21 protein-coding genes are annotated in these 23647 nt (G+C 40.1%); 9 read left to right on the forward strand and 12 right to left on the reverse strand.

The genetic code is table 11. The annotated features are described in order from the left end of the window. Positions 1–40 precede the first annotated feature (40 nt). The 5 genes from J2Y37_RS08005 to J2Y37_RS08025 all read right to left on the reverse strand — a co-directional run bounded on the left by J2Y37_RS08005 (position 41) and on the right by J2Y37_RS08025 (position 5848). Entirely contained in the window at positions 41–1675 is a 1635-nt protein-coding gene (locus J2Y37_RS08005) for an iron ABC transporter permease (protein ID WP_349032482.1), read from the reverse strand. Between the two features lie 93 nt (positions 1676–1768). Further along, the gene (locus tag J2Y37_RS08010) at positions 1769–2785 is read right to left on the reverse strand and encodes an extracellular solute-binding protein (RefSeq protein ID WP_005195889.1); all 1017 of its coding nucleotides are present in this window, start codon (positions 2783–2785) and stop codon (positions 1769–1771) included. Between the two features lie 25 nt (positions 2786–2810). Further along, positions 2811–3932 carry an ABC transporter ATP-binding protein gene (locus J2Y37_RS08015; RefSeq protein WP_349032483.1) on the reverse strand — a complete coding sequence of 374 codons (1122 nt, stop codon included), beginning with the start codon at positions 3930–3932 and terminating at the stop codon, positions 2811–2813. A gap of 51 nt (positions 3933–3983) precedes the next feature. Continuing rightward, entirely contained in the window at positions 3984–4676 is a 693-nt protein-coding gene (locus J2Y37_RS08020) for an HAD-IB family hydrolase (protein WP_005195894.1), read from the reverse strand. After that, positions 4643–5848, reverse strand: a complete 1206-nt coding sequence (locus J2Y37_RS08025) for a DUF1615 family protein (protein ID WP_004668816.1) — start codon at positions 5846–5848, stop codon at positions 4643–4645. The genes J2Y37_RS08020 and J2Y37_RS08025 overlap by 34 nt, the downstream gene beginning before the upstream one ends. An 82-nt stretch (positions 5849–5930) precedes the next feature. Here J2Y37_RS08025 and dusB point away from each other — a divergent pair, with 82 nt between their 5' ends. Next, positions 5931–6956 (forward strand): tRNA dihydrouridine synthase DusB, encoded by a 1026-nt coding sequence (gene dusB / locus J2Y37_RS08030; RefSeq protein WP_004668814.1) that lies wholly within the window; start codon positions 5931–5933, stop codon positions 6954–6956. 62 nt (positions 6957–7018) lie between these two features. Here dusB and oxyR read toward each other — a convergent pair whose 3' ends face one another. The 4 genes from oxyR to rubA form a co-directional block, all read right to left on the reverse strand. Beyond that, positions 7019–7924 (reverse strand): LysR family transcriptional regulator OxyR, encoded by a 906-nt coding sequence (gene oxyR, locus J2Y37_RS08035; protein ID WP_004668812.1) that lies wholly within the window; start codon positions 7922–7924, stop codon positions 7019–7021. Positions 7925–7930: 6 nt separating this feature from the next. Beyond that, positions 7931–8875: an alpha/beta hydrolase gene (locus J2Y37_RS08040; RefSeq protein ID WP_004668810.1), complete on the reverse strand. Its 945-nt coding sequence runs from the start codon at positions 8873–8875 to the stop codon at positions 7931–7933. An 83-nt stretch (positions 8876–8958) separates the two neighbouring features. Beyond that, positions 8959–10140, reverse strand: coding sequence for a rubredoxin reductase RubB (rubB, locus tag J2Y37_RS08045; RefSeq protein ID WP_349032484.1), 1182 nt, complete (start codon positions 10138–10140; stop codon positions 8959–8961). Positions 10141–10217: 77 nt separating this feature from the next. Continuing rightward, the gene (gene rubA / locus J2Y37_RS08050) at positions 10218–10382 is read right to left on the reverse strand and encodes a rubredoxin RubA (protein ID WP_004663059.1); all 165 of its coding nucleotides are present in this window, start codon (positions 10380–10382) and stop codon (positions 10218–10220) included. A gap of 347 nt (positions 10383–10729) precedes the next feature. On the opposite strand from rubA, the gene J2Y37_RS08055 reads away from it, so the two are divergent. Further along, positions 10730–11167 carry an SRPBCC domain-containing protein gene (locus J2Y37_RS08055; RefSeq protein ID WP_349032485.1) on the forward strand — a complete coding sequence of 146 codons (438 nt, stop codon included), beginning with the start codon at positions 10730–10732 and terminating at the stop codon, positions 11165–11167. A gap of 162 nt (positions 11168–11329) precedes the next feature. Continuing rightward, positions 11330–12856, forward strand: a complete 1527-nt coding sequence (lysS, locus tag J2Y37_RS08060; RefSeq protein ID WP_004668804.1) for a lysine--tRNA ligase — start codon at positions 11330–11332, stop codon at positions 12854–12856. A gap of 65 nt (positions 12857–12921) precedes the next feature. On the opposite strand, the gene J2Y37_RS08065 is transcribed toward lysS, so the two are convergent. Next, positions 12922–13419: a DUF2059 domain-containing protein gene (locus tag J2Y37_RS08065; RefSeq protein ID WP_349032486.1), complete on the reverse strand. Its 498-nt coding sequence runs from the start codon at positions 13417–13419 to the stop codon at positions 12922–12924. Positions 13420–13588: 169 nt separating this feature from the next. Between J2Y37_RS08065 and J2Y37_RS08070 the strand changes: the two genes are divergently transcribed. The 5 genes from J2Y37_RS08070 to J2Y37_RS08090 all read left to right on the forward strand — a co-directional run bounded on the left by J2Y37_RS08070 (position 13589) and on the right by J2Y37_RS08090 (position 18971). Continuing rightward, on the forward strand, positions 13589–15034 hold the full coding sequence (locus J2Y37_RS08070; protein ID WP_349032487.1) for a capsule assembly Wzi family protein: 1446 nt from the start codon (positions 13589–13591) through the stop codon (positions 15032–15034). Positions 15035–15380: 346 nt separating this feature from the next. Then, entirely contained in the window at positions 15381–16289 is a 909-nt protein-coding gene (gene cysD / locus J2Y37_RS08075; protein WP_004668796.1) for a sulfate adenylyltransferase subunit CysD, read from the forward strand. 83 nt (positions 16290–16372) lie between these two features. Continuing rightward, positions 16373–17986 carry a sulfate adenylyltransferase subunit CysN gene (gene cysN, locus J2Y37_RS08080; protein WP_349032488.1) on the forward strand — a complete coding sequence of 538 codons (1614 nt, stop codon included), beginning with the start codon at positions 16373–16375 and terminating at the stop codon, positions 17984–17986. A gap of 141 nt (positions 17987–18127) precedes the next feature. Then, positions 18128–18643 (forward strand): hypothetical protein, encoded by a 516-nt coding sequence (locus J2Y37_RS08085; protein ID WP_004668792.1) that lies wholly within the window; start codon positions 18128–18130, stop codon positions 18641–18643. Positions 18644–18707: 64 nt separating this feature from the next. After that, positions 18708–18971 carry a ribosomal protein L7/L12 gene (locus J2Y37_RS08090; protein ID WP_004668790.1) on the forward strand — a complete coding sequence of 88 codons (264 nt, stop codon included), beginning with the start codon at positions 18708–18710 and terminating at the stop codon, positions 18969–18971. Between the two features lie 40 nt (positions 18972–19011). Here J2Y37_RS08090 and J2Y37_RS08095 read toward each other — a convergent pair whose 3' ends face one another. Together J2Y37_RS08095 and J2Y37_RS08100 are read right to left on the reverse strand one after the other, a co-directional pair. Continuing rightward, positions 19012–20340, reverse strand: a complete 1329-nt coding sequence (locus tag J2Y37_RS08095; protein ID WP_349032489.1) for a hemolysin family protein — start codon at positions 20338–20340, stop codon at positions 19012–19014. A gap of 132 nt (positions 20341–20472) precedes the next feature. Next, on the reverse strand, positions 20473–21462 hold the full coding sequence (locus J2Y37_RS08100; RefSeq protein WP_004668785.1) for a LysR family transcriptional regulator: 990 nt from the start codon (positions 21460–21462) through the stop codon (positions 20473–20475). Between the two features lie 534 nt (positions 21463–21996). On the opposite strand from J2Y37_RS08100, the gene J2Y37_RS08105 reads away from it, so the two are divergent. Further along, positions 21997–23598, forward strand: coding sequence for an isocitrate lyase (locus tag J2Y37_RS08105; protein WP_004668784.1), 1602 nt, complete (start codon positions 21997–21999; stop codon positions 23596–23598). Positions 23599–23647 lie beyond the last annotated feature (49 nt).

Below are 23647 nucleotides of genomic sequence, written 5' to 3' on the forward strand. Positions count from 1 at the left end.
TCTCAATCAGAAGTCTTTTTTAATGCCTAAAGTTTTTGGACTATTTATGTTGTTGAATATTTTTGCCCATACGTGCCAGTAAAATCACTGGAATCAGTCCCACCAACACAATCAAGAGCGCAGCGATAGCACCATCTTCATAAGTACCTCTTGAGGCTTCAGCATAGAGTTGGGTGGCGAGTGTTTCCATATTGAGCGGTCTAAGCAATAAGGTAGCAGGCAACTCTTTCATACAGTCAACAAAGATCAATAATGCTGCTGAGATGATCGCTGGACGTAACAGGGGCAGATGAACTCGCCATAAGATACCAAACTTATTTTGTCCTAAGTTCTGTGCGGCATCATCAAAGACCCCATGAATACGATTATAGCCAGATTCGATTCCACCAATTGCGATCGCAAGGAAACGAACACAGTAGGCATAGATGAGGGTGAACGTAGTACCTAAAAATAATAAACCAGTGTTTATCCCAAGTTTGAATTCAAGAAAGTCCGCGACCGCATGGTCGATTTTTCCTAAAGATAACATTAACCCAATCGCAAGCACCGTACCCGGAATCGCATAACCCAAGCTAGAGATCCGACTAAACCATGTGTTTTGGCTAAAGCGAGCAGCACTGACGATCAAGAAACCAATAAAAATCGTGATCAAAGTTGCAAGACTTGCCAAGCTAAGTGTATTGATTGAGGCTTGTAATAAATAATCTGAAAAACCCGCATATTGAAGGCGCTTATAAGATTCGACCAATAAATGACTGATTGGAATCAGAAAGCCGATACAAATCGGAATCAAACCAAGTCCGAAGAATAACAGCGCTTTGCTTCCTGTGACAGCTTGAGCAGGCATCAGTCGGCTGCGTTGGGCTGAGTTCATATAACGTTGTTTACGTCGTCCCAGTCGTTCTACGACCACCAATAAGGTAATGATCATTAACATGAAGATCGCAATTTGAGCGGCACTGGCCAAATCAGATTGGTTGGTCCATGTTGAATAGATCGACAGGGTCAGTGTTTTTACACCTAAAAATTCAGTCGCACCGATATCATTAATGGTTTCCATTAAGGCCAAACTCGCACCGACTGCGATCGCGGGGCGTGCAAGGGGAATGGCGACACGTAAAAAAACTTGGTTTGGTTTCAATCCCAGGCTACGTGCAACTTCAACCAGACTGGCTGATTGCATGAGAAACATGGCACGTGTACTTAAATAGACATAGGGATACAACACAAAACTTAATAAAAAAATACAGCCCCAAACCGAGCGAATATTGGGAAACCATGCAGGTTGTGCTTCCCAGCCAAACCAGCCACCAAGTACGCTTTGTAATGGCCCAATCGGATGTAAGATATCAATATAGCTATAGGCAATAATATAAGTGGGTACTGCGAGGGGCAACAATAGCGCCCAGTCTAAAAAGGCTCGCCCTCGAAATTGATAAGCCGTAACTAACCATGCACTGCCTGTTCCGATCAAGATCGTGAGTATCCCTACGCCAAGAAGTAATAACGTCGTATCGATTAGTGTCGGTGGGAGGACATAACGAATCAGATGTTCCCAAATATCACTATTGCCTTGTAATGCCGTTACGATCAACGCCAATACAGGTAAACAGGCCAACAGCGTCAATAGCCCACTGAGTGAAAATAATAAATTAAAGGTATATTTTTTTTTCATCGTCGAGGGTTTGAGTATACGGAAAGGGAGGAAAGTTCAACTGGGTAGCTAAACAGGCGACAAGTCACTTGCCGCCTGTCAGTCGGACAAGATTTAGTGATTAAATTGAACTTTATCGACTAAAAGATTGGCTGTTTTACGATGACGTGCAATATCACTGAGTCGAATTTTGTCGACTTCAAGTTTACCGAAGCTGGCAATAATCGGATCAATTTTAACGCCAGCTTTTACTGGGTATTCAAAACCACTTTGCGCATAAATTGCTTGGGCATGATCTGATGCTAAAAACTCAAGCAGTTGAACCGCTTCTTTACGGTTCGGCGCATGTTTTGCGACTACTGCACCTGAAACGTTGATATGCGTACCACCATTTTTAAAACGTGGTAATACCACATTAATGGCATTGCCCCAACGTTGTTGTTCGGCATCACCTGTGCGCATCGTACCGACATAATAGGTGTTAGCTACACCGATATCACAAATCTTGCCAAGGATGTCTCGTGCAACATCACGGTCACCACCACTTGCTGGACGCGCCAAATTCGCTTTTACGCCACGCAGCCATTGTTCAGTGGCTTTTTCACCATGGTGGGTGATGTAGGCTGCAATTAAGCTGGTGTTATATGAATGGCTACCTGAACGAATACAAATTTTACCTTTCCACTTTGGATCGGCTAAATCTTCATAGTTGATTGCGGTGAGCGGGGTACGATCTTTAGAGGCATATACGGCACGTGCTCGCATAGATAAAGCATACCAGTGTCCATTTGCAGCACGTAAATTCCCTGGAATAGCACGATCGAGAACTTTTGAGTTGACACGTTGAGTTAAACCACTTTCAACGATATCGACTAAATTACCAAAATCAACCGTAAGCATGACATCGGCAGGAGAGCGACGACCTTCTGCTTTAACACGTTCGAGTAAACCATCTTTGATGAAAACAGTATTCACCTTAACACCTGTTTTCTCGCTAAATTCTTGTAAGAGCGGTTGAATCAAAACAGGTTCTCTTGTGGTATACAGGTTGACTTGAGCAGCATTTACCCAACTACTCGTAAGTGCAACGAGTCCTGTTAAAACAATATGACGCTTAGACAGTTGTTCCATTTTTTCTAATTCCTAATCACAAGGTTTAAACTTGAAGTGTTTGTTCAGTACTAAGGTGATCTGTGTTGAAACTGTCATCCGATGCGTAGAAAAAACATGTTGTTAAATCTACAGAAAGATAAACCTGTTTAGTTTCAGCAAAATTTTGTCGATGGTCAACGTGAGCCAGTAATATAATATCTTGCAAATCAAGCTGTAAACGCAGTAATTGAGTATGTCCCATAAAGCTCGATGAAATCACTTTGGCAGCTAAAGTCCCCTCAGTGGGTACACGGAACACATTGAGTTGATGAGGGCGGAAACAACACTGAATCGGCTGCTGAGTTGTATTTAAGTGCTGAGGTACAGCGATCGTTCCAAAAATGCTGGTAATTTGGTGATCCGATCGTTGCGTTGGTATTTCATTTAAAGCAGAAAAATAACGTGCAGCAAATAAGGTTTTCGGTTGTAAATAAAGTTGTTTCGGGGTGCCGATTTGAATGATCTTACCTTGATGCATCAGAATAATCTGATCTGAAATTTGCAGCGCTTCTTCAGGATCATGAGTCACGATAATCGTTGTCGTGGCTGTTTTTTTTAAAATTTCGATAGTGCTTTGTCTGATTTGATCTCGTAAACGGTGATCAAGATTAGAAAAAGGTTCATCCATGAGTAAGACATGAGGTTTTGGTGCAAGGGCACGTGCTAAAGCCACACGCTGTTGCTCGCCACCAGATAAGGTATAAGGATAACTGTGTAGATGATGATGCATCGAAACATGCTTTAATGCTTGTTCTGCTATCGTTTGTCGTTGTGGTTTTGGGAATTTTTTTAAACCAAACATGACATTTTCCAACACACTCAAGTGTGGGAAAAGTGCATAGTCTTGAAACACTAAGCCAATATTGCGGTCTTCGGCGGCAACCTGCTGTTGGGCATCCCATAAGGTATTTTGTTCGAGTTGAATTGAACCGCTACTTGGCGTTTCTAAGCCTGCAATCAAACGCAGCATTGTGGTCTTTCCACAACCTGAATGTCCAAGTAAACAGACGATTTGCCCACTGGTCGCAGACCACGTCGCCTGATTTACAGCAAATCGTGAGCCATATTGTTTGCTCAATTGCTGGATAGTTAAGACATTGGCCTGAGGTGCAGTATGAGCATTCATGGTCAATTCACAAGACGATTTATTTGAACAAATGATAACTAATAATTCTTCTCATGTAGAGTCTTTTTCTAATTTCTTTTGCCTATGCATCGCTTCAATCGGATGTGCATCGACTAGCTCAGGTAGCGTATCATCACGACCAACCATAAAGTGTTGATCGGTGAGACTGAACATTTCAAGATCTTCATGGCTATTGCCATAGGCATAGACTTGTTGGTAGTGGTCCAGATTATACTTTTCCAATACTCTGAGCTTCTTTTGTTCGCAGCTACAATCTTTAGAGTTGTAGTTACCCGATAAAATGCCATTGTTAATTTCTGTTTGCGTACAAATCAGTTCAATATTTAGAAGTTCGCAAACTGGTGCCAAATATAAGTCAACTGAGGCTGAGACAAGCACCACATGATCACCACGTTGCTGGTGTAAATAAAGCTGTTGAAGTAGATTTTGGTCTAATTCTTTAATGATTTTTTGCGCATAGCGTGGTGCTAAACTTTGAGGTAAGTCTGCTGAAACTCCTCTAAACATGCTTTGAAATAAGCGAGGACGCATTGCATGAGCAGGATATAAGCCTAAATAATAAGCCATAATCCAAGGCAAGATTTTCAAGCCTCGGGTTACGATATGGTGTTTTGGAAAAGTGAAAAAAATAAATCCAGTAAAACTATCTTTTGGATAAAGTGTCCCATCAAAATCAAATAAAGCAAGGTTTAAAGTTTTATCTGTTTTGCTCTTTGCATGCATGTCTCATATCGTCCATTTACACGGCTCGCAAACCAATTGGTATTATAATCACGACTCAGCTTAGGACCTGAAATCACAACTTGGGGCATGATCGCATATTTTGCGTCTTTCCCTGTTTTGCTTTGATATAAATTTTGTAGCGCAAGATAAGTTTGGGTGTTTTCTAGTTTTTTCGATTTTTCTTTTTTGAGATCGCTGCGTACTTGGCGCGGCGTGACCAAAACATTATTTGCAGCAAAAACAGAAATCAAGGCTTTTTCAGTTTGACTTTGCGTGGTGCGGATATTGCCTTCTTTATTATAAATAAGCAGATCGCCGTCTAAACCGATTTCAATGTCGGTTAATGCATCCAACATGCTTTGGAATGCAGCATTGCGGCTAGAATACATTCCTGAATTATAATCAGCGAAACGATAAATTGCTTTATCATAATCGGCGGGGTAAACCATTAAACGATGGATGCCATAATATAGACCACCATATTGTGTGTATAGATCATCGCGTAGTTCGGCTGTACTCATCCCGATACGTTTATGTTCTTTGGCATAATTAATATGGACTTGCATTGAACCGAGTGTCGTAATTGGATTCATCTTTTCACTGATGTCCTGCCCCACCAACTTGGCTGCACCTGTTAAAGCACTGATATGATAGTGCTTTGCCATATAAGCAAAAATTTCACGATAAAGTAAATCAAGTTCTCGTTCAGTTTTAACGCGTCGCATTTGACGCATATAGTTATCTTCAGGTGAGGGTTGGGTTTTTAAAACCTCTTCAAAGTAACCTGCAATGGTTCCTCCGATATTTTCACCTAATTTGGCTTCAAATTTTTCTTTTAAACGCGTGTTAATTTCTTGGACTGCTTTCTCACCTAAGCCAGCCACTTGTGGATCTGCAATAAAATTTGATTCCTGATCCACCACAGCCACAATACTACAAACATTTTGTTTGGTTTGAGGAATACTTAATTCCTGCATAATGTCATGAATATCTTGCGCCCACGATTGACGGTCATTCACACGTGATGGAATGACTTTTTTAATGTGCTCAGCTTGCATTTCAGGTTCTTTACTATTTGACCACCATGCTTTATCACAAGCGGTTAAACCAACACATGTTGCAAGGATGCTCATCGCTTTTAATAAAGGATGAGTCGGAGAGGTTTTGTTCATAATCAAGACAACACCGCATAAAAAGATGAGCTGAATGGGCGAATGAAGTATACTATGTTGATCAAAAATTGTAAGAAAATATATGTATATTGGTTCCTATCAACTGTCAAATAATCTGATTGTTGCTCCGATGGCGGGTGTAACTGACCGACCGTTCAGAACGCTGTGCAAATACTTTGGTGCAGGGCATGCTGTTAGTGAAATGATGACAGCAGATAAAACTTTACGTATGACCAAAAAAAGCTTATATCGAGCAAATTTCGATGGTGAGCTTGCCCCGATTTCTGCACAGATTGCGGGTTCTGATCCAGAGCAACTCGCTGAAGCCGCGCGTTATCAGGTTGCCAATGGTGCACAAATTGTTGATATCAATATGGGATGTCCAGCAAAAAAAGTCTGCAACAAACTCGCAGGCTCAGCGTTGTTGCAAGATGAAGACCTCGTTGCTCGTATTTTGGATACCGTAGTGGCCGCAGTTGATGTTCCTGTAACTTTAAAAACCCGACTTGGTTTCTTGAACGGCGAAGAAAATATTTTACGTGTCGCTAAACGTGCAGAACAAGCGGGAATCGCTGCTTTAGCTTTGCATGGACGTACGCGCGAAGATATGTATTTAAATAACGCACGTTATGAACTGATCAAACGAGTAAAAGAAATTCTGAGTATTCCTGTGATCGCCAATGGTGATATCGATAGTCCAGAAAAAGCCAAATATGTTTTGGACTATACAGGGGCAGATGCCATTATGATTGGCCGTGCTGCGCAAGGACGACCTTGGATATTTAGAGAAATTGGTCATTATCTGCAAACAGGCGAACATCTGGCCGCACCAGATATTGCTGAAGTCAAAATGGTTTTATTGGGGCATTTGGCTGAGCTATATCAATTTTATGGTGAGTACTCTGGTTGTCGTATTGCACGTAAACATATTGCTTGGTATACCAAAGGTTTACGTTCAAGTAACGAGTTTCGTCAAAATATGTATAAGGTTGAAAGTACGGCCGATCAAGCAAAAGTGGTGGAGTCTTACTTTGATCAACTGCTTGATCAAGGTCAGCGTATGAGTGATGTGCAGGTTGAGCAGGTTAATTTGTTAGAGATAAAATGATCATTGATTTATTTTAGTTGAAAGTAGCCTGTAGTTGAATCGTTCAACTACAGGCTTTTTAATTATTCTAAATGTGATGTGATTTTTTTAAGAATATCTAAGATCACATCAAACTCACTTTGTAGTGGGGTGCTTTTACGGGTAATTAATGCAAGTGTGCGGCTTGGTGCATCTTGAATTGATTTAATCGCAATCGCATCATTGCCACTCAGCATACTATTTTTGATTGCAATTTCAGGTAGTAGCGTAAAGCCAAGGTCGGAAGATACCATCTCGACTAAGGTCGGTAAGGAACTTGCTTTTAAGCGGTGATCATTTTTACGCTCACCGACAGGGCAGGCACTTAAAGCATGATCACGTAAACAATGACCTTCTTCGAGTAACATTAAACGGGTCAGATCAAGGTCATCTAAACTGTTTGCATGAATCGCATTACTATCGTTTTTGTTGTAAACAAGCGACAAATGCTCTTTCGCAATTTCAGAGACTTTTAGACCACGAGTATCAAAAGGAAGTGCCAGCACAATCATGTCAAGATTGCCATGTTCGAGCTTTTCTACAATTTTTTCACTTTGCGCTTCATGGAGATGCAGTTGGATTTTGGGTAAGTGTTGATGAACTTCATCAAGCAACTGAGTCAAAATAAACGGCGCAATGGTTGGAATAATACCCAGATGCAAATCACCAGTTAGTGGTTCACTCATTTCTCGACTTAAGCGCATGAGGTCCTGTGCATCAGCCAATAACACACGTGCGCGCGCTACAACTTGTTCACCTAAAGGGGTTAAGCGAACGTTTTGACGATCACGTTCAACTAAGACGCCACCTAACAGACGCTCTAATTCCATAATCCCCCCAGACAATGTGGACTGGGTAACAAATGAACGGCGTGCTGCTTCAGTAAAATGTAATGTTTCTGACAACGTAACTAAATATGATAGCTGTCTTAATGAGGGTAATGCAGCCATAGTGTCCTAGTGTGATGATCTAAAATGATGAACAAACAAACCGCTAAGTTGAGGAATGAAATGTGCTGGAATATCATGCCCCATTCCTTGAATTAATTCAAACTTAGCACCAGAAATTGCTTTTGCAACTGCTTTCCCATGACTTGGTGGTAACAAACGATCTTTTGAACCATGTACAACCAAGGTTGGTTGAGTAATATTCTTGTTTAAAGGTAACAAAGAACCCGTACATAATATTGCTAAAAATTGTTGAAGTACACCCGCTGGGTAAAAACTACGGCGATATAATTTACGAATGGTTTGAATTGTTTCGAGTTGGTTCACATAACCTGGCGAGCCAATAATTTGAAATACTTTTAAACTGTGATTAACAATTGCTTCTTCATCATGCGCTTCAGGTCTACCAAGTAAACTAAAAAGTTGCTTCGGATGTGGTAATTTTAGAAAGGGCTGATTGTTACTGGTAAATAATAAGCCAACTTTTTCAACTTTCTCAGGATATTTTGCTGCAACGATTTGGGAAATCATGCCACCCATTGAGGCACCTAAAATATAGGTTTTGCCGAGACCTAATTGGTCAATCAACATCGCCACATCATCGGCCATATCATACAGCGTATAAGGCGCACCTTCATTGCCTAAGCCCAACATAAAGCGACTCATCAATTTCATGGTGTTGAGACGTTGTTTTTTATTACGAATTTTTGAAGATAAACCGATATCACGATTATCAAAACGAATAACGCGGAAACCTTGATCAATCAAAGATTTACAAAAAAAATCAGGCCAAAACAGCATTTGAGCACCCAATCCCATGATCAGCAAAATCGTTGGGTGTTCAGGGTTGCCTCCAATTTCAACATGTAACTCAATTCCATTGCCCAAAGTGACTTTGGTTTCTTGCATAAATGAAGTATAAGGCGACGCATTGAATTGAAAGGCACTGTTCATGGGATTTATTCCGAGTTGAATTCTTTTTATCAATCGTGAGTTTGTTGGTCTTGATTTCACAACAAACTCATTATAGTTAGACTTTAAACTTGTGCAGGAATTAAATCTGGAACAAGTTTGGTTAAAGTTAAACGTTGTTTACTTGCTGTTGCACCGAGCAGGACAAAACCTCTTAATGTACCTTCAGCATCATTGGCTTTTGCAAGCATACCATCATCAAACTCTTCAGTTTCCCAGTTTACTTCGACACCGATTGGTGCAGGTAAAACGGTCAATGGCGCAGCTGGCGTTTTTACAGCAACTGGCATCGCAGGATAATGTACCGCAGTATTTTGACCGCTGAGTGTTTTTGCCAAAGCGCGCGCTTGTTGCATGATTGGCATCACAAATGGAAGCAGTGTGCCATTTACTTCTGCACAGTCACCAACCGCATAGATATCGGCTTGATTCGTTTCCAATAATGTATTGGTAATGATTCCACGGCTGGTTTGAATTCTTGCTGCTTTGGCTAAAGCTGTATTTGGTTGTAAGCCAATTGCGGAAAGTACAATATCAGCGATTAAGGTTTTACCGTTGGCGAGAGTAACTTCGTAGTCTTCACCATTATTAATTTTAGTGACTTTTTCTACCGTAGTAGATAGGGCGAATTTGATCCCTGCTTGTTCTAGGTTGGTTTTAAATGCATCAGCAACATGATTAGGCAACAAACGACCAAGGGGTTGTGGCGCGAGATCAATCACCGTGATGTCATAGTCACTATGCAGCAAGTCGTTGGCAAATTCACAACCAATTAATCCAGCACCTAGAATAACCACACGTTTGTCTTTACGTTTCGCTAAGTTCTCACGGAATGTGCGATAGTCGATCAGTGAGTTTACAACATGTATATCATCGCTACCGTCACCAGAAATGGCTAAACGGATTGGATTTGCACCGACCGCAAGCACCAGTTTTGAATAGGGTTGGCTAATAGTTTCACCATTTTTTTCTAATATGATTTCATGATTTTCGGCATTGATTTCTTTGACCCAAGTTTCTGCTTCAATACGCATGTTCAGTTGGGTTGCCATTTTTGCGGCATCACCCAAAGCGATTTGTTCAGGTGCTTTTTTGCCAGCAAATGCATTGGATAGCGTTGGTTTTGCATAATTTACCGCATCATCTGCACAGATCATAACGAGTTCTTGTTCTGGGCTCAGTTTGCGAAACTCACGAGCAACGGTATAACCTGCCATACCTGATCCGATGATGATGATAGGATGCATTATATTCTCCAACATTTTTTCATTTAAAAATAAATTATAGAAAAAAAGACCATGTGATCATGGCCTTTTTGACAATCTTAGATTTCAATCATTTCAAAATCAGCTTTTGAAACGCCGCAATCTGGGCAAGTCCAATCATCTGGGATATCTTCCCATTTAGTTCCTGCTGCAATGCCGTCTTGTGGCCAACCATCTGCTTCGTCGTAAATCCACCCACAAACGATACATTGATATTTTTTCATGTGACTCTCCAAACTGATAGGTATGCTCAAATTGCCTTTCAGTAAACTATTCCATAATGTCGCTACGATCGCTGCAATACAACAAACTTGTGTTGATTGGGAGTTAGATTTTTACGCAGATCGACTTTTAAGTAAAGTAAATGCAAGAGTTTAATCATTTATAGAAAAAGTAATATGGCAATTCTAGCTGAAAGTCTTGTTATTTGTGCAATTACTCTAATTTTTATAGTCGTAAATATCACGATGTAATTTAAAAAGGTGCAAATGTATAAATATGGTTTGATTGAAAAATGAACACCTGAACTTGAGATATCATCATTATTACAACCAAGATGGAGCAATAACATATGGAAACCTTATCTTATTCGATAAAAATACACGCACCTAAACAGAAAGTTTGGGATGTGTTATGGGCAACCGAAACCTATCAAACATGGACAAAGTTTTTTTCGTGTAGTTCAACAATGCAAACCGACTGGGAAGTGGGTGGCAAAACCTATTTTCGTGATGGTGAAGGAAATGGCATGGTATCTACCATTGAACATTTAGATGAGCCGAATACAGTTGTCTTTAAACATCTCGGTATGATTATGGATGGGAAAGAAGACTTAGATAGTGATGACGTAAAGTCGTGGGCTGGTGCATTAGAAAAGTATCTGTTGACTGATGTCGAGGAGGGTACTCAGCTTCATGTAGAAGTGGATATTCAGCCAGAATATACAGAAATGATGAATAAAGGCTTTGATCAAGGATTGGCAATGGTGAAATACTTAGCTGAAAAATAAGTTAAACTTTATTGGATATTTATATTGTAATTACCCGATCGGAAAGGCTGAAAATCGATAAAGATTCGCTTTTTTCGAGATTATAAAGCTGAAATGATACGAAAATGTGTTGTGATCTGCTATTCTATTCGCCTTTATTTTTTTACTTAAATCGAGGCAGAAATGACGCAACAAAACGCTCAATCGACTTCTGAACAAATACTTTCCGAAAACGATTTAATCGCACAGCGTCATGCCAAATTAAAGCAAATCCAAGAGACTGCAAAACAGACAGGCAAAAGCCCTTGGCCGAATACCTTCAAACGTGAGCATTATACGGCTGACTTGCAACAACAATTCAAAGATCAAGATAAAGCACAAATCGAAGGTGCTGAAAAAGTTTATGTAAAACTCGCGGGTCGAGTCATGCTGAATCGTGGATCATTTATTGTGATTCAGGATATGACAGGCCGTATCCAGTTATATGTTGACCGTAAAGGTTTAGCAGCAGACGTTTTAGAAACGATTAAAAGCTTAGACTTGGGCGATATTATTGCGGCTGAAGGCTACATTGGTCGTTCGGGTAAGGGTGACCTATATGTCCACCTTGAAGCATTTGAATTGCTCACCAAATCTTTGCGTCCACTTCCAGACAAATTCCACGGTTTAACTGACACTGAAGCGAAATATCGTAAGCGTTACCTAGACTTGATCGTAAATGAAGAAACGCGCAGAACTTTCGAGATTCGTGCTCAAGTGATCGCGGGTATGCGTAACTATCTAATCAATGAACGTTTCATGGAAGTAGAAACGCCAATGATGCATGTAATTCCAGGTGGCGCATCTGCGAAGCCGTTTGTTACGCATCATAATGCTTTAGATATGGAGCTCTATTTGCGTGTTGCGCCAGAGTTATATTTAAAGCGTCTGGTTGTTGGTGGCTTTGAGCGTGTGTTTGAAATTAACCGTAACTTCCGTAACGAAGGTGTTTCAACCCGTCACAACCCAGAATTCACCATGATTGAGTTTTATCAAGCTTATGCTGATTATAAAGACTTGATGACACTGACTGAAAACATGCTTGAAAAGTTGGCCGTTGATATTTTGGGTTCTACTGATGTACCTTATGGTGAAGAAGTGTATAGCTTCAAAGGCCCATTCAAGAAAATCTCAATGTTTGATGCGATTCTTGAGCATAATCCAGATTTCACACCTGAAAATGTCAATGATCGTGAATTCTTGGCTAAATTCACCAAAGACGTTTTAAAAGAGCAGGTTAAACCAGGTTTTGGTTTAGGTAAATTACAAACTATCGTGTTTGAAGAAACAGTAGAGACTAAACTCCGTCAGCCGACGTTCATTACTGAATATCCTGCTGAAACTTCACCGCTTGCACGCCGTAATGATGATAATCCACATATCACAGATCGTTTTGAGTTCTTTATTGGTGGTCGTGAATTGGCAAATGGTTTCTCGGAGTTAAATGATCCGATCGATCAAGCTGAACGTTTCCAAGCACAAGTCGCAGAGAAAGATGCTGGTGATGATGAAGCAATGCATTATGATGCAGACTTCATCGAAGCATTGGAATACGGTTTGCCGCCAACCGCTGGTCAAGGGATTGGTATCGATCGTTTGGTGATGTTGTTTGCAAATGCAGCGAGTATTCGTGACGTTCTATTGTTCCCGCATATGCGCCGTAAAGACTAATTTGAAGTCAAATAAAAATAGCCACATCTGATTTGTGGCTATTTTTTTATATGTGCTTTTATTTATTATTTTTCCTGCATCTCTTTTTCAAGTTTTTCACCTGCTTGTATGATTTTCGGCATTAATTCATTCATTTGCTGGTATCCAACTTGCATACTTTTTTTCATGACAATCGGTAATTTATCAATCGTAGATTGACCAACAGGCGTTTTGTAAAACTCAAGCATGCCGTTGATTTCTTCTTGTGTAAATTCTTCAGCATAGATTTTAATCATGTCGGGTTCTAATTTTGCCCATGTAAAATCCTGTTTTAGGATGTTTGCAATATTTTGACTGTAATTTTCAATGGCTTTCTTTTTTTTGGTATTGATTTCCTGCCCCTGAGTTATTTGTTCAATGCTTGAGGCTGTAAATTTATGGATATATTCGTTGGATTGATCGATGAGTTGTTCTGATTTAGTGATTTTTAATAACTCTTTTACCGACTCTTTTGATGCTTGTTGAGCAAAAGCTGGCATACAAATCGCTGCGCCAAGGACAAGCGTTGGAATAAGTTTTTTCATTATCTGATTTCAATAGGGTTAAAGAAAAAACAAAGGGTACTCAGTGATATCCTGAGCTGTCAATTTTTTTATCCCATGTTAAGAAATGTAATTGATTGGTTTGGTGATTGAAAAGCATCTATAAAAAAACGATGATGTGCTCATAAATAAATTTGAGAACAGCTTAGATATGTTTTTAAAAAAATCGCTTTATGTTGCATTATTTGCTTCTCTTTCTTCTGCATCATTTGCACAAGGCATTGTGTTGAATGATGAAAATTTACGTACCGACTTGAATTGGTTGAATCAACAAGGCGTTATTCAAATCAGCACCTCAACATGGCCAATGAGTGGTGATGAGATTAAACGTGCATTATCACAGGCTCAAGTGAACAATAAAGCACAACAGAAAGTTGTGGACTCAGTTGTTCATGCATTAGCTGCTGACAATGCAACGGCTAAAGTTGGCTTGCATGCGGGAACTGATCTCAAAACTGTGCCACAAGCCTTTGGTGATAGCCAAAAATCTCAATACCAAGCAGCTTTAGAGTTTAATGCTGGTGGTGAAAATTGGGATGCAAAAATCAGAGTCAATGGTGAGAAAGACCCGTTGATTGATCATGGACATGATGTCAATGTTGAAGGCTCTTATATTGCTGGAAATCTTTGGAATCAATGGGTTATCGCAGGTCAAATTCCAACGTATTGGGGGCCAGGTCATGATGGCAGTTTAATTCGTGGTGATGCCAGTCGACCTGTGTATGGTGTAACGGCACAACGCGCGGTACAAAACGCTTTCGAAACAAAATGGTTGTCTTGGATAGGTCCTTGGCAATATCAAGCTTTTGCTGGGCAGCTCGATGATTATGAAGCGGTGCCAGATGCTAAATTAATCGGTTTACGTGTAACTGCTCAACCTTTGCCATATTTGGAATTAGGTGCTTCTCGTATGTTGCAGTGGGGGGGGGAAGGTCGTCCTGAAAGCTTCAGCTCACTATGGGATGCAATGCTGGGAACAAAAGACAATGGTGGAACAGGTAAAGCAGATCCATCAAATCAAATTGCAGGCTTTGATTTTCGTTTAAACTTACAGTCCTTATTAGATACCCCAGTGGGTGTCTATGGACAATATGTGGGTGAAGATGAAGCAGGTGGTCTACCAGCAAAAAAAATGTACCTAGCTGGTACGGATTTCTCATCAAGTTATAACAACATGCCTTACCAACTTTATGCTGAGTGGGCAGATACACGTACCAATGGTAGTGCAAAAGGTATTTCGTATAGTCATACAATATATAAAGATGGTTACTATCAACATGGTTTTCCACTCGGCCATGCGATAGGGGGGGATGGTCAAATGTATTCTGTAGGTGGTGATATTCGCTTTGATACCATGAATCGTTTAAGTGGGCGAATGTTATACGCTAAAGTCAATCAATCCGATTTAGCGATTAATTCAGCTTTTGCGAAAAATGATAAAGTTAAAGGTTTGGACCTGACGTGGACACATTATGTGAAACCAACGATTCCATTAAAAATTAATGGTTGGGTTAGTGATTCTGATGTGAATGGAAATGATGGTGGTATCTCAGTCGGTGTGGAAATTCCGTTAGAGCGAAATATGTTCCGTTTCTAAGCGCTATTTGTAGAAAAAGAGGCCTATCTAGGCTTCTTTTTTTGCATGAATAAAATCATGTGAATCCTAAAATATTTAGCGTACGTTATTCGGGTTTGTTGATATTTCATTGATGTTTGCATATCACAATTTTGCATATTGATATGAAAAAACAAGCTAAAGAAGTCGATCTAAATTATTATAATGAATAAACTTTACTGGCTGGTGAATAAGCCACTAGTAAGCATATTGATATCACGAAAAATTGGAGTTGTTATGGCACTCGTTCCTCCACACGGTCTTCCAAGTGGTGGTTTAATACCACTTATAGATTTTATGGGTAACATGGATAAGGAGGTAGGTGTACATGACTGAAAATAGATTAACGCACCTCAAACAACTTGAGGCTGAAAGTATTCATATCATTCGTGAAGTTGCTGCCGAATTTGAAAACCCTGTCATGCTTTACTCGATTGGTAAAGACTCAGCGGTGATGTTGCATCTGGCTTTAAAAGCATTCTATCCAGCAAAACTTCCATTCCCACTTCTACATGTAGATACGGGTTGGAAATTTAAAGACATGATCACCTTTCGTGACAACATGGCAAAAACACATGGCTTTGATTTGATCGTGCATCAAAACAAAGAAGGTCGTGACGCTGGAATTAACCCATTTGATCATGGTAGTTCGAAATATACTGACATCATGAAAACTCAGGGTTTAAAGCAAGCTTTGGATAAATACCAATTTGATGCAGCTTTTGGTGGCGCACGCCGTGATGAAGAAAAATCACGCGCCAAAGAACGTGTTTATTCGTTCCGTGATACCAAACATCGTTGGGATCCTAAAAACCAACGTCCAGAACTTTGGAATCTCTATAACGGTAAAGTCAACAAAGGCGAAAGCATCCGTGTTTTCCCATTGTCGAACTGGACTGAGTTAGATATTTGGCAATACATCTATTTGGAAAATATCCAATTGGTTCCGCTTTATTTCTCTGCAGTTCGCCCAGTGGTTGAACGCAGTGGTACGTTGATCATGGTGGATGATGAGCGTATGCGTTTAAAAGAAGGTGAAGTTCCACAAATGAAATCGGTACGTTTCCGTACACTTGGTTGTTACCCACTGACAGGTGCAGTTGAATCTGAAGCGGATAACTTGCCTGAAATTATCCAAGAAATGCTTTTAGCAACCAGTTCAGAGCGTCAAGGTCGTATGATTGACCACGATGAAGCGGGCTCGATGGAAAAGAAAAAGCAGGAAGGTTATTTCTAATTTCCTTAAGTAAGTCCCTCTTTTAAAAGAGGGATTTAGGGAGATTACAAAATCCGATTTCAAATTTTGTGGAGTTTTGAGCAATGTCTCATCAATCAGATCTTATTAGCCAAGATATCTTGGGTTATTTAAAACAGCATGAACAAAAAGACTTATTGCGCTTCTTAACATGCGGTAATGTCGATGATGGTAAAAGTACCTTAATTGGTCGTTTGCTTTATGATTCAAAATTGATTTATGAAGATCAATTGCAAGCAGTCACGCGTGACAGTAAGAAAGTCGGTACAACGGGTGATGCGCCTGACCTTGCTTTACTTGTAGATGGTTTACAAGCTGAACGTGAGCAGGGTATTACCATTGATGTCGCTTATCGTTATTTCTCAACGGAAAAGCGTAAGTTCATCATCGCGGATACACCAGGACATGAGCAATATACTCGTAATATGGCGACAGGTGCGTCTACTGCGGATCTTGCGATTATCTTGATTGATGCACGTTATGGTGTGCAAACACAAACGCGTCGTCATACCTTTATTGCAAGTTTACTCGGTATCAAAAATATCGTGGTTGCAATTAACAAGATGGACTTGGTTGAATTCTCAGCAGTGCGTTTCAATGAAATCCAAGTGGAATATGATGCCTTTGTTAGCCAGCTCGGCGATCGTTGTCCTGAGAATATTGTCTTTGTACCGATCTCTGCGTTGAATGGTGATAACGTCGTCAATCCATCTGAAAGTACGCCGTGGTACAAGGGTCAAACCTTGATGAATATTCTTGAGTCAGTGGAAATTAAACGCGAATCAAATAAGCGAGAATTCCGTTTCCCTGTTCAATATGTCAATCGTCCTAATCTCGATTTCCGTGGCTTTGCCGGTACGATTGCATTGGGCAGTATTAATGTTGGCGATGAAATTTTAGCCTTACCATCAGGTAAAAAATCAACGGTTAAAGAGATTGTCACCTATGATGGCAATCTTGAACGTGCCTTTGCAGGCCAAGCCGTAACCTTAACTTTAAATGATGAGATTGATATTTCTCGTGGTAATGTTTTAGTACGTGCGGGCGAACAACCGCTGATTTCACGTAGTGTACGTGCATCTGTGGTGTGGATGACCGAACATCCTTTGGTAAAAGGCAAACTGTATAACTTGAAAGTGGGTACGCAAACTGTTCCTGCGAAAGTAACTACAATTAATTACCGTGTTAATGTAAATACCCTTGAGCATACTCAAGTTGAAGAGCTTGAGTTAAATGCCATTGCAGATGTTGTGGTTGAGTTTGATGCACCAGTGGTATTTGACCAATATCAAGACAGTCGTTATACAGGTTCATTCATTTTTATTGATCGTTTAAGCAATGTAACGGTTGGTGCGGGTATGGTTGAGGCTGCAGTGGAATGGACTGCACATAGCAATCCTGTGACCGCAGAAGATCGTGCTGCTCGTTTAGGTCAAAAACCTGCGGTGATTGGTGTGTCTGCACAGTTGATCGAAAAAGCGCATGCTTTAGAGAGCTTGTTGATTCAACAAGGTGTGGTTGCAATTGCTAAAGCAGATTTAACAGTTGAGCAAATCAACTTGTTGCGTGCAACAGGTGTGGTTGTCATTACAACAACGGTTGATACTACTGATACTGAGGTAGCAGCTGAATCAGTTGAAGATGCAGCTGAAAAGATTGTGACATTAGTCCGTCTATAATTGCTTAGATTGATTGAAAAGAAGCCCGCGAAAGCGGGCTTCTTTTTTGTGGTTTGTATCTAAAATCGTATTTAATTTTATCCTACTTTGATATCGCTTTTATGCGACAATAGCCCTTTATATTTTTGTCCAAGGACTCCCATGACTGAGCACTCTCCTGAATCTTTAAGCGATATCGAAATTTTAGACATTTTACAGTCTATGAGAAAAGATGAGCTTGATGTTGAAGCCAAAGAGATGATCGTGAATGGTGGTAAAGCAGGTCGCCAAGAAGCACATAAACAAGCATTGGTGGCATTGCATACAAGTTTTGAAGATAAATTTGTTGAAGCTGTTACACTGGCATTGGGTTTGAATGCAGGGCAAGCAAAAAAAATCCGTTATAAAAAAGATCGTATTCGTATTTTAAAAGTACGTGGTATTGATTATCTTGCGATTGATGGTGCTGAAACTGCACAAGTACTCTCGCAAGTGGCTCAAGCAATTAGTCGTGAAGATGCAATTGTCACTGAAGGTCTGCACAATATTTTCCCGTTCTGGAAGGAAGGTTGGCCGATGGTTCAGTTTGATAACGCCTACAAGATTTTAGCTGAAGATATTTCGATTCATTATCAAGCAACACTCGATGAGTTAATTTCACTTTATGGTGGTAATTAAAACATCATAAACGCGGTGTCGTGCTTGAATCCTCTCATTGAAAATAACAAGGATTGTTGATTTTATGCGTTTAGCTACGAAGATTCCGCCAGAGGCTTTACAAGTATTACGAGAAGGTAAATTAATTGATGCCATCAAGATTACCCGTGAAAAAACGGGTTTAGGCTTAAAAGAATCGAAAGATTTAGTGGATCAATATTTACAAGATCATCCGCAAGAACAGGCGCGTATCCAAGAACAGTTGGCCCAGCGTAGTCGAGGGGGAATCAAACTTTTTGTTTTGATCTTCTTTATTTTGGCCATCTTAATTTGGTTTGTCATGAAATAAAACAAAGCCCAGTCAATGGGCTTTGTTCTTCAGTTTGATTTTAGTCTTCTTGAATTGAAAAAGACTCACTTTCTTGGCTAGATAGGATTTGAGTCACCAGCAGCTGATCAATCTTATAATGATCAATATCGACCACCTCAAATTTGAAACCAGCATATTCTACGGCATCGGCTGGGCGGGGAATCTTGCGTAAACGATACATGATAAAACCTGCAATCGTCTCGTAGTTTTCGTTTTCAGGGAATTCTTCAATTTCCAAGACATGCTTTACATCTTCTATTGGGGTGCTACCATCAATTAACCATGAGTGATTATCACGTTTAATAATTTGTAGATCTTCTTCCAGCGGTGTAACCCAATCGCCCATTACTGTAATCATAATATCGCTCAAGGTAATGACACCAACCACGAATGCATATTCATTGATAACGACTGCAAATTTTTCTTTGGTTGAGCGAAACCGATCCAGTACCTCTGATAAGGTTAGGGTGTCTGGAAGCATGAGAACCGTACGAATCGTAGACTCATTGAGCTGTAGCAAAGATTGATTATTTAAAATACGGACCAAAATGTCTTTGGTATCGACATAGCCAATAACTTGGTCAATATGTTCATTGCAGACTAAAAACTTTGAATAAGGGTATTCAGCTAATTTTTGGCGAATACTACTTTCATTTTCTTTCAGGGTAAAATAAACCACATTTTCTCGCGTGGTCATACTTGATGGAACAGTACGTTCTTCTAGTTCAAATACATTTTCAATGAAATGATGTTCTTGTTTTTGTAAAACACCTGCTTGAGCGCCAGCATCCATGACTGCGGAAATATCATCAAAGGTAATATTGTCATCACGCACAGTATTCACTTTAAACAGACGGAATAACAAGTTTGCGATCGCATTGATGCCCCAAGCCAAGGGTTTGCAGACCTTAATAAAGATTTGGATCGGATCGATGACACTGATCGCAATTTTTTCTGGTGCGATCATTGCCAGACGTTTTGGCATCAAATCGGCAAATAGAATAAATAGTGATGTCACAAAAGTAAAGGAAACGGCGAACCCAATGTTTTCTAACCATGGTCCTGTATAAAAGCGACTAATCAGCTCAATAAAATGAGGTCGAAACGCTGCTTCACCTAAAATACCACCTAAAATAGCAACAGCATTTAGCCCGATTTGTGAAGCGGCAAAGAAATCAGCAGACTGTTCTTGTAGGTCGAGCACTTTTTGAGCGCGATGCTCTCCAGATTCCGCGAGAATCTTAAGTTTAACTTTGCGAGCACCTGCTAGCGCGATTTCAGTAAGTGATAAAAAGCCTGCTGCAACAATCAGCATGGCAATGATAATGATATTTTGTACGAGACTCACACGTCACCTAGATTTTCATCATTATTAATTATCATAATGTTTTAACATAAAAAAGACGCTGAGTTAATCTTTAGATCAACTCAGCACTACTCATATTTTAAAGTGAAAAGACTTTAAGGTAATGAGCTAATTTTAGTATTGTGAAAACTGTGAATTATTTAATAAAAACTCACGGTTTTCTTCTTCAATCATTTGTCGCGCGACAAATAGAATCAGTTGTCTTAACCAACGGTGCGCTGGATGATGATGAAGTAAAGGACACCAAGCCATTTTAAGTTCAAATTCTGGAATATAAAAAGGAGGATCTTTGATGACCAGTCTTTGATTTTGTGTTTGTAGTTGTGCCATCCGTGTTGGGAGCGTTGCGATTAAATCAACATTTTGAGCTAAAAGGGCAGGCATTTGATAGTGTCGGGTAAAGACTGATATCTTACGACGTTGACCTATACGTTCTAATGCTTGATCAATCCAACCTAAACCCGCTTGTTTGTCTGGATTTACACCGAAGCCAACGCCCATACCTGTTTTTGATACCCAAATATGTTGAGCATCTAAATAACTTTTGAGGTTGAGGTGGGTAACGGCAGGGTGCTTATCATTCAAAATACAACTAAAGCTATCACGCCAAACCAAGACTTGGTGAAAGCTTTGCGGAATTTCATTGAAACGGTTAATGGCTAAATCGACTTTGCCTTGTTCCATGTCTCGATATGAGACATCGCTTGGGGTCAAAAAGTCGAGTACGACATTGGGTGCTTCTGAGCGTAATGCTTTGACTAAGCGAGGAACTAAAGTTGCCTCAGCATAGTCAGATGTCATAATGCGAAACACGCGAGTACTGGTATACGGTCTGAACTCGGTACGCGGTTCCAGAATCATCGAAAGGTCTGAGAGTGCATCACGAATACGAGGTTGTAATTCTAAAGCACGTTCAGTCGGGGTCATGCCTTCTGATGAACGGATCAATAAAGGATCATTAAATAAATTACGTAAACGACGTAAAATATTACTCATCGCTGGTTGGGTAACACCGAGCTGTTCCGCGGCGCGTGTGACATTTTTTTCACGAAGAAGTACATCAAGATATATTAATAAATTGAGATCGACCCGTTCCAGATTCATAAAAAAAATACCGAAAATAAAATCTTTAAATTGTGCTGGATTATGACATATTTAAAGCAGTTTGCGTAACTTAATACGATATAAAAACAATTGCACAGTAATGAATGGCGTAAGCTATTGAAAGCATAATTCTGTCTTGTTCAGCAGTCAATTTACGCTGTTTTTTGGGAGGAAAGAATATGGGTATAATAAAAAAGATCAGAATGAAGCGCTATCGAATCGGTTTTTTTAGACGCTTTTTCTGATTTAAAGAAAGCAGATATTGCGTGTTACAACAGCATCGAGACAGTGCTGATGAACTTTTAATGAAAAAAATATAATTTAAAACAATATCTTAAATTGGTTATATGTTATTGTGAATACGTCTTTATCCATGTATTTTTTAAAAAAATACTGAAGATTAACCTAGAATATTGGATAAATTCGTTTGCAAAGACTAAGCTGTGAAACATGTTGATGAAGTGCTTGAAATCTAGACTGCGAAAAGCATGATTTTTAGCAATCATTCGATGCCAATCCTCAAAGGAATATATCATGACTACATATCAAACAGCGATTGATGCAATCCGCGAACTAAAAGCAAAATTCGGCGACACTTGGCGCGATATTAGCCCAGAAGATGCTGCGCGTATGCAATTGCAAAACCAATTCAAAACAGGTCTAGATATTGCTAAATATACCGCTGCAATTATGCGTCGTGATATGGCTGAATATGATGCTGACTCTAGCAAATACACTCAATCATTAGGTTGCTGGCACGGTTTTATCGCGCAACAAAAAATGATTGCGAACAAAAAATACTTCGGTACAACTGAACGTCGTTATATCTACCTTTCTGGTTGGATGGTTGCTGCACTTCGTTCAGAATTTGGTCCACTTCCTGACCAATCTATGCATGAAAAAACTTCAGTTGCTGCGTTAATTGGTGAAATCTACACCTTCTTACGTCAAGCTGATGCGAAAGAATTAAACGATTTATTCCGCGCGCTTAAAAAAGCAAAAGAAGCGGGTGATACAGCTAAAGCTGCTGAAATCACTGCTCAAATCGATGGTTTCCAAACTCACGTTGTGCCAATTATTGCGGACATCGATGCTGGTTTCGGTAACGAAGAAGCAACTTACTTACTTGCTAAGAAAATGATCGAAGCAGGTGCTTGTGCACTTCAAATCGAAAACCAAGTATCTGACGCGAAACAATGTGGTCACCAAGCTGGTAAAGTAACAGTTCCACATGAAGACTTCATCGCTAAGATCCATGCATTACGTTATGCATTCTTAGAAATGGGTCTTGATGACGGTATCATCGTTGCACGTACTGACTCTGAAGGCGCTGACTTAACTCAAAAAATCCCAGTGGTTAAAGAGCCAGGTGACATCGCTTCTCAGTACATTAGCTATTTAGAAACTTCTGAAATTGATATTGCTGATGCTCAAGAAGACGAAATCTTGATCAAACGTAATGGTAAATTACACCGTCCTAAGCGTTTAGCTTCTGGTTTATATCAGTTCCGTGCTGACACTCAAATTGACCGTGTTGTACTTGACTGTGTATCTAGCCTTCAAAATGGTGCTGACCTTCTTTGGATCGAAACTGCGACTCCAAACGTTGACGAAATCGCTCACATGGTTAACCGTGTACGTGAAACTGTTCCAAATGCGAAGCTTGTTTATAACAACAGCCCATCATTCAACTGGACTTTAAACTTCCGTCAACAAGCTTACGATCGTTGGGTTGCTGAAGGTAAAGACGTTTCTGCTTACGACCGTGCTAAATTAATGAGCGCTGAGTACGATGAGACTGAATTGGCTGCTGATGCTGATGCTAAAATCCGTACTTTCCAAGCAGATGCTTCTCGTGAAGCGGGTGTGTTCCATCACTTGATCACACTTCCGACTTACCATACTGCTGCGCTTTCTACTCATGAGCTTGCACAAGGTTACTTCGGTTCTGAAGGTATGTTGGCTTATGTTGCTGGCGTACAACGTAAAGAAATCCGCGGTGGTATCGCATGTGTTAAACACCAAGCAATGGCTGGTTCTGACATCGGTGATGACCATAAAGAAATCTTCGCTGGCGACAATGCATTGAAAGCTGGTGATGATTCTAAAAACACAATGAACCAATTCGGTGGCTAAGCCCTGATTTGATTCAAAAAAAACCCTGCTGATAAAGCAGGGTTTTTTA

The organism is Acinetobacter sp. 3657, assembly GCF_031456775.1.
Lineage (GTDB): Bacteria > Pseudomonadota > Gammaproteobacteria > Pseudomonadales > Moraxellaceae > Acinetobacter.

Coding starts and splice junctions, on each gene's coding strand:
- J2Y37_RS08005 (WP_349032482.1), bottom strand. CDS start 1,675: ATGAAAAAAAAATATACCTTTAATTTATTATTTTCACTCAGTGGGCTA.
- J2Y37_RS08010 (WP_005195889.1), bottom strand. CDS start 2,785: ATGGAACAACTGTCTAAGCGTCATATTGTTTTAACAGGACTCGTTGCA.
- J2Y37_RS08015 (WP_349032483.1), bottom strand. CDS start 3,932: ATGAATGCTCATACTGCACCTCAGGCCAATGTCTTAACTATCCAGCAA.
- J2Y37_RS08020 (WP_005195894.1), bottom strand. CDS start 4,676: ATGCATGCAAAGAGCAAAACAGATAAAACTTTAAACCTTGCTTTATTT.
- J2Y37_RS08025 (WP_004668816.1), bottom strand. CDS start 5,848: ATGAACAAAACCTCTCCGACTCATCCTTTATTAAAAGCGATGAGCATC.
- dusB (WP_004668814.1), top strand. CDS start 5,931: ATGTATATTGGTTCCTATCAACTGTCAAATAATCTGATTGTTGCTCCG.
- oxyR (WP_004668812.1), bottom strand. CDS start 7,924: ATGGCTGCATTACCCTCATTAAGACAGCTATCATATTTAGTTACGTTG.
- J2Y37_RS08040 (WP_004668810.1), bottom strand. CDS start 8,875: ATGAACAGTGCCTTTCAATTCAATGCGTCGCCTTATACTTCATTTATG.
- rubB (WP_349032484.1), bottom strand. CDS start 10,140: ATGCATCCTATCATCATCATCGGATCAGGTATGGCAGGTTATACCGTT.
- rubA (WP_004663059.1), bottom strand. CDS start 10,382: ATGAAAAAATATCAATGTATCGTTTGTGGGTGGATTTACGACGAAGCA.
- J2Y37_RS08055 (WP_349032485.1), top strand. CDS start 10,730: ATGGAAACCTTATCTTATTCGATAAAAATACACGCACCTAAACAGAAA.
- lysS (WP_004668804.1), top strand. CDS start 11,330: ATGACGCAACAAAACGCTCAATCGACTTCTGAACAAATACTTTCCGAA.
- J2Y37_RS08065 (WP_349032486.1), bottom strand. CDS start 13,419: ATGAAAAAACTTATTCCAACGCTTGTCCTTGGCGCAGCGATTTGTATG.
- J2Y37_RS08070 (WP_349032487.1), top strand. CDS start 13,589: ATGTTTTTAAAAAAATCGCTTTATGTTGCATTATTTGCTTCTCTTTCT.
- cysD (WP_004668796.1), top strand. CDS start 15,381: ATGACTGAAAATAGATTAACGCACCTCAAACAACTTGAGGCTGAAAGT.
- cysN (WP_349032488.1), top strand. CDS start 16,373: ATGTCTCATCAATCAGATCTTATTAGCCAAGATATCTTGGGTTATTTA.
- J2Y37_RS08085 (WP_004668792.1), top strand. CDS start 18,128: ATGACTGAGCACTCTCCTGAATCTTTAAGCGATATCGAAATTTTAGAC.
- J2Y37_RS08090 (WP_004668790.1), top strand. CDS start 18,708: ATGCGTTTAGCTACGAAGATTCCGCCAGAGGCTTTACAAGTATTACGA.
- J2Y37_RS08100 (WP_004668785.1), bottom strand. CDS start 21,462: ATGAATCTGGAACGGGTCGATCTCAATTTATTAATATATCTTGATGTA.
- J2Y37_RS08105 (WP_004668784.1), top strand. CDS start 21,997: ATGACTACATATCAAACAGCGATTGATGCAATCCGCGAACTAAAAGCA.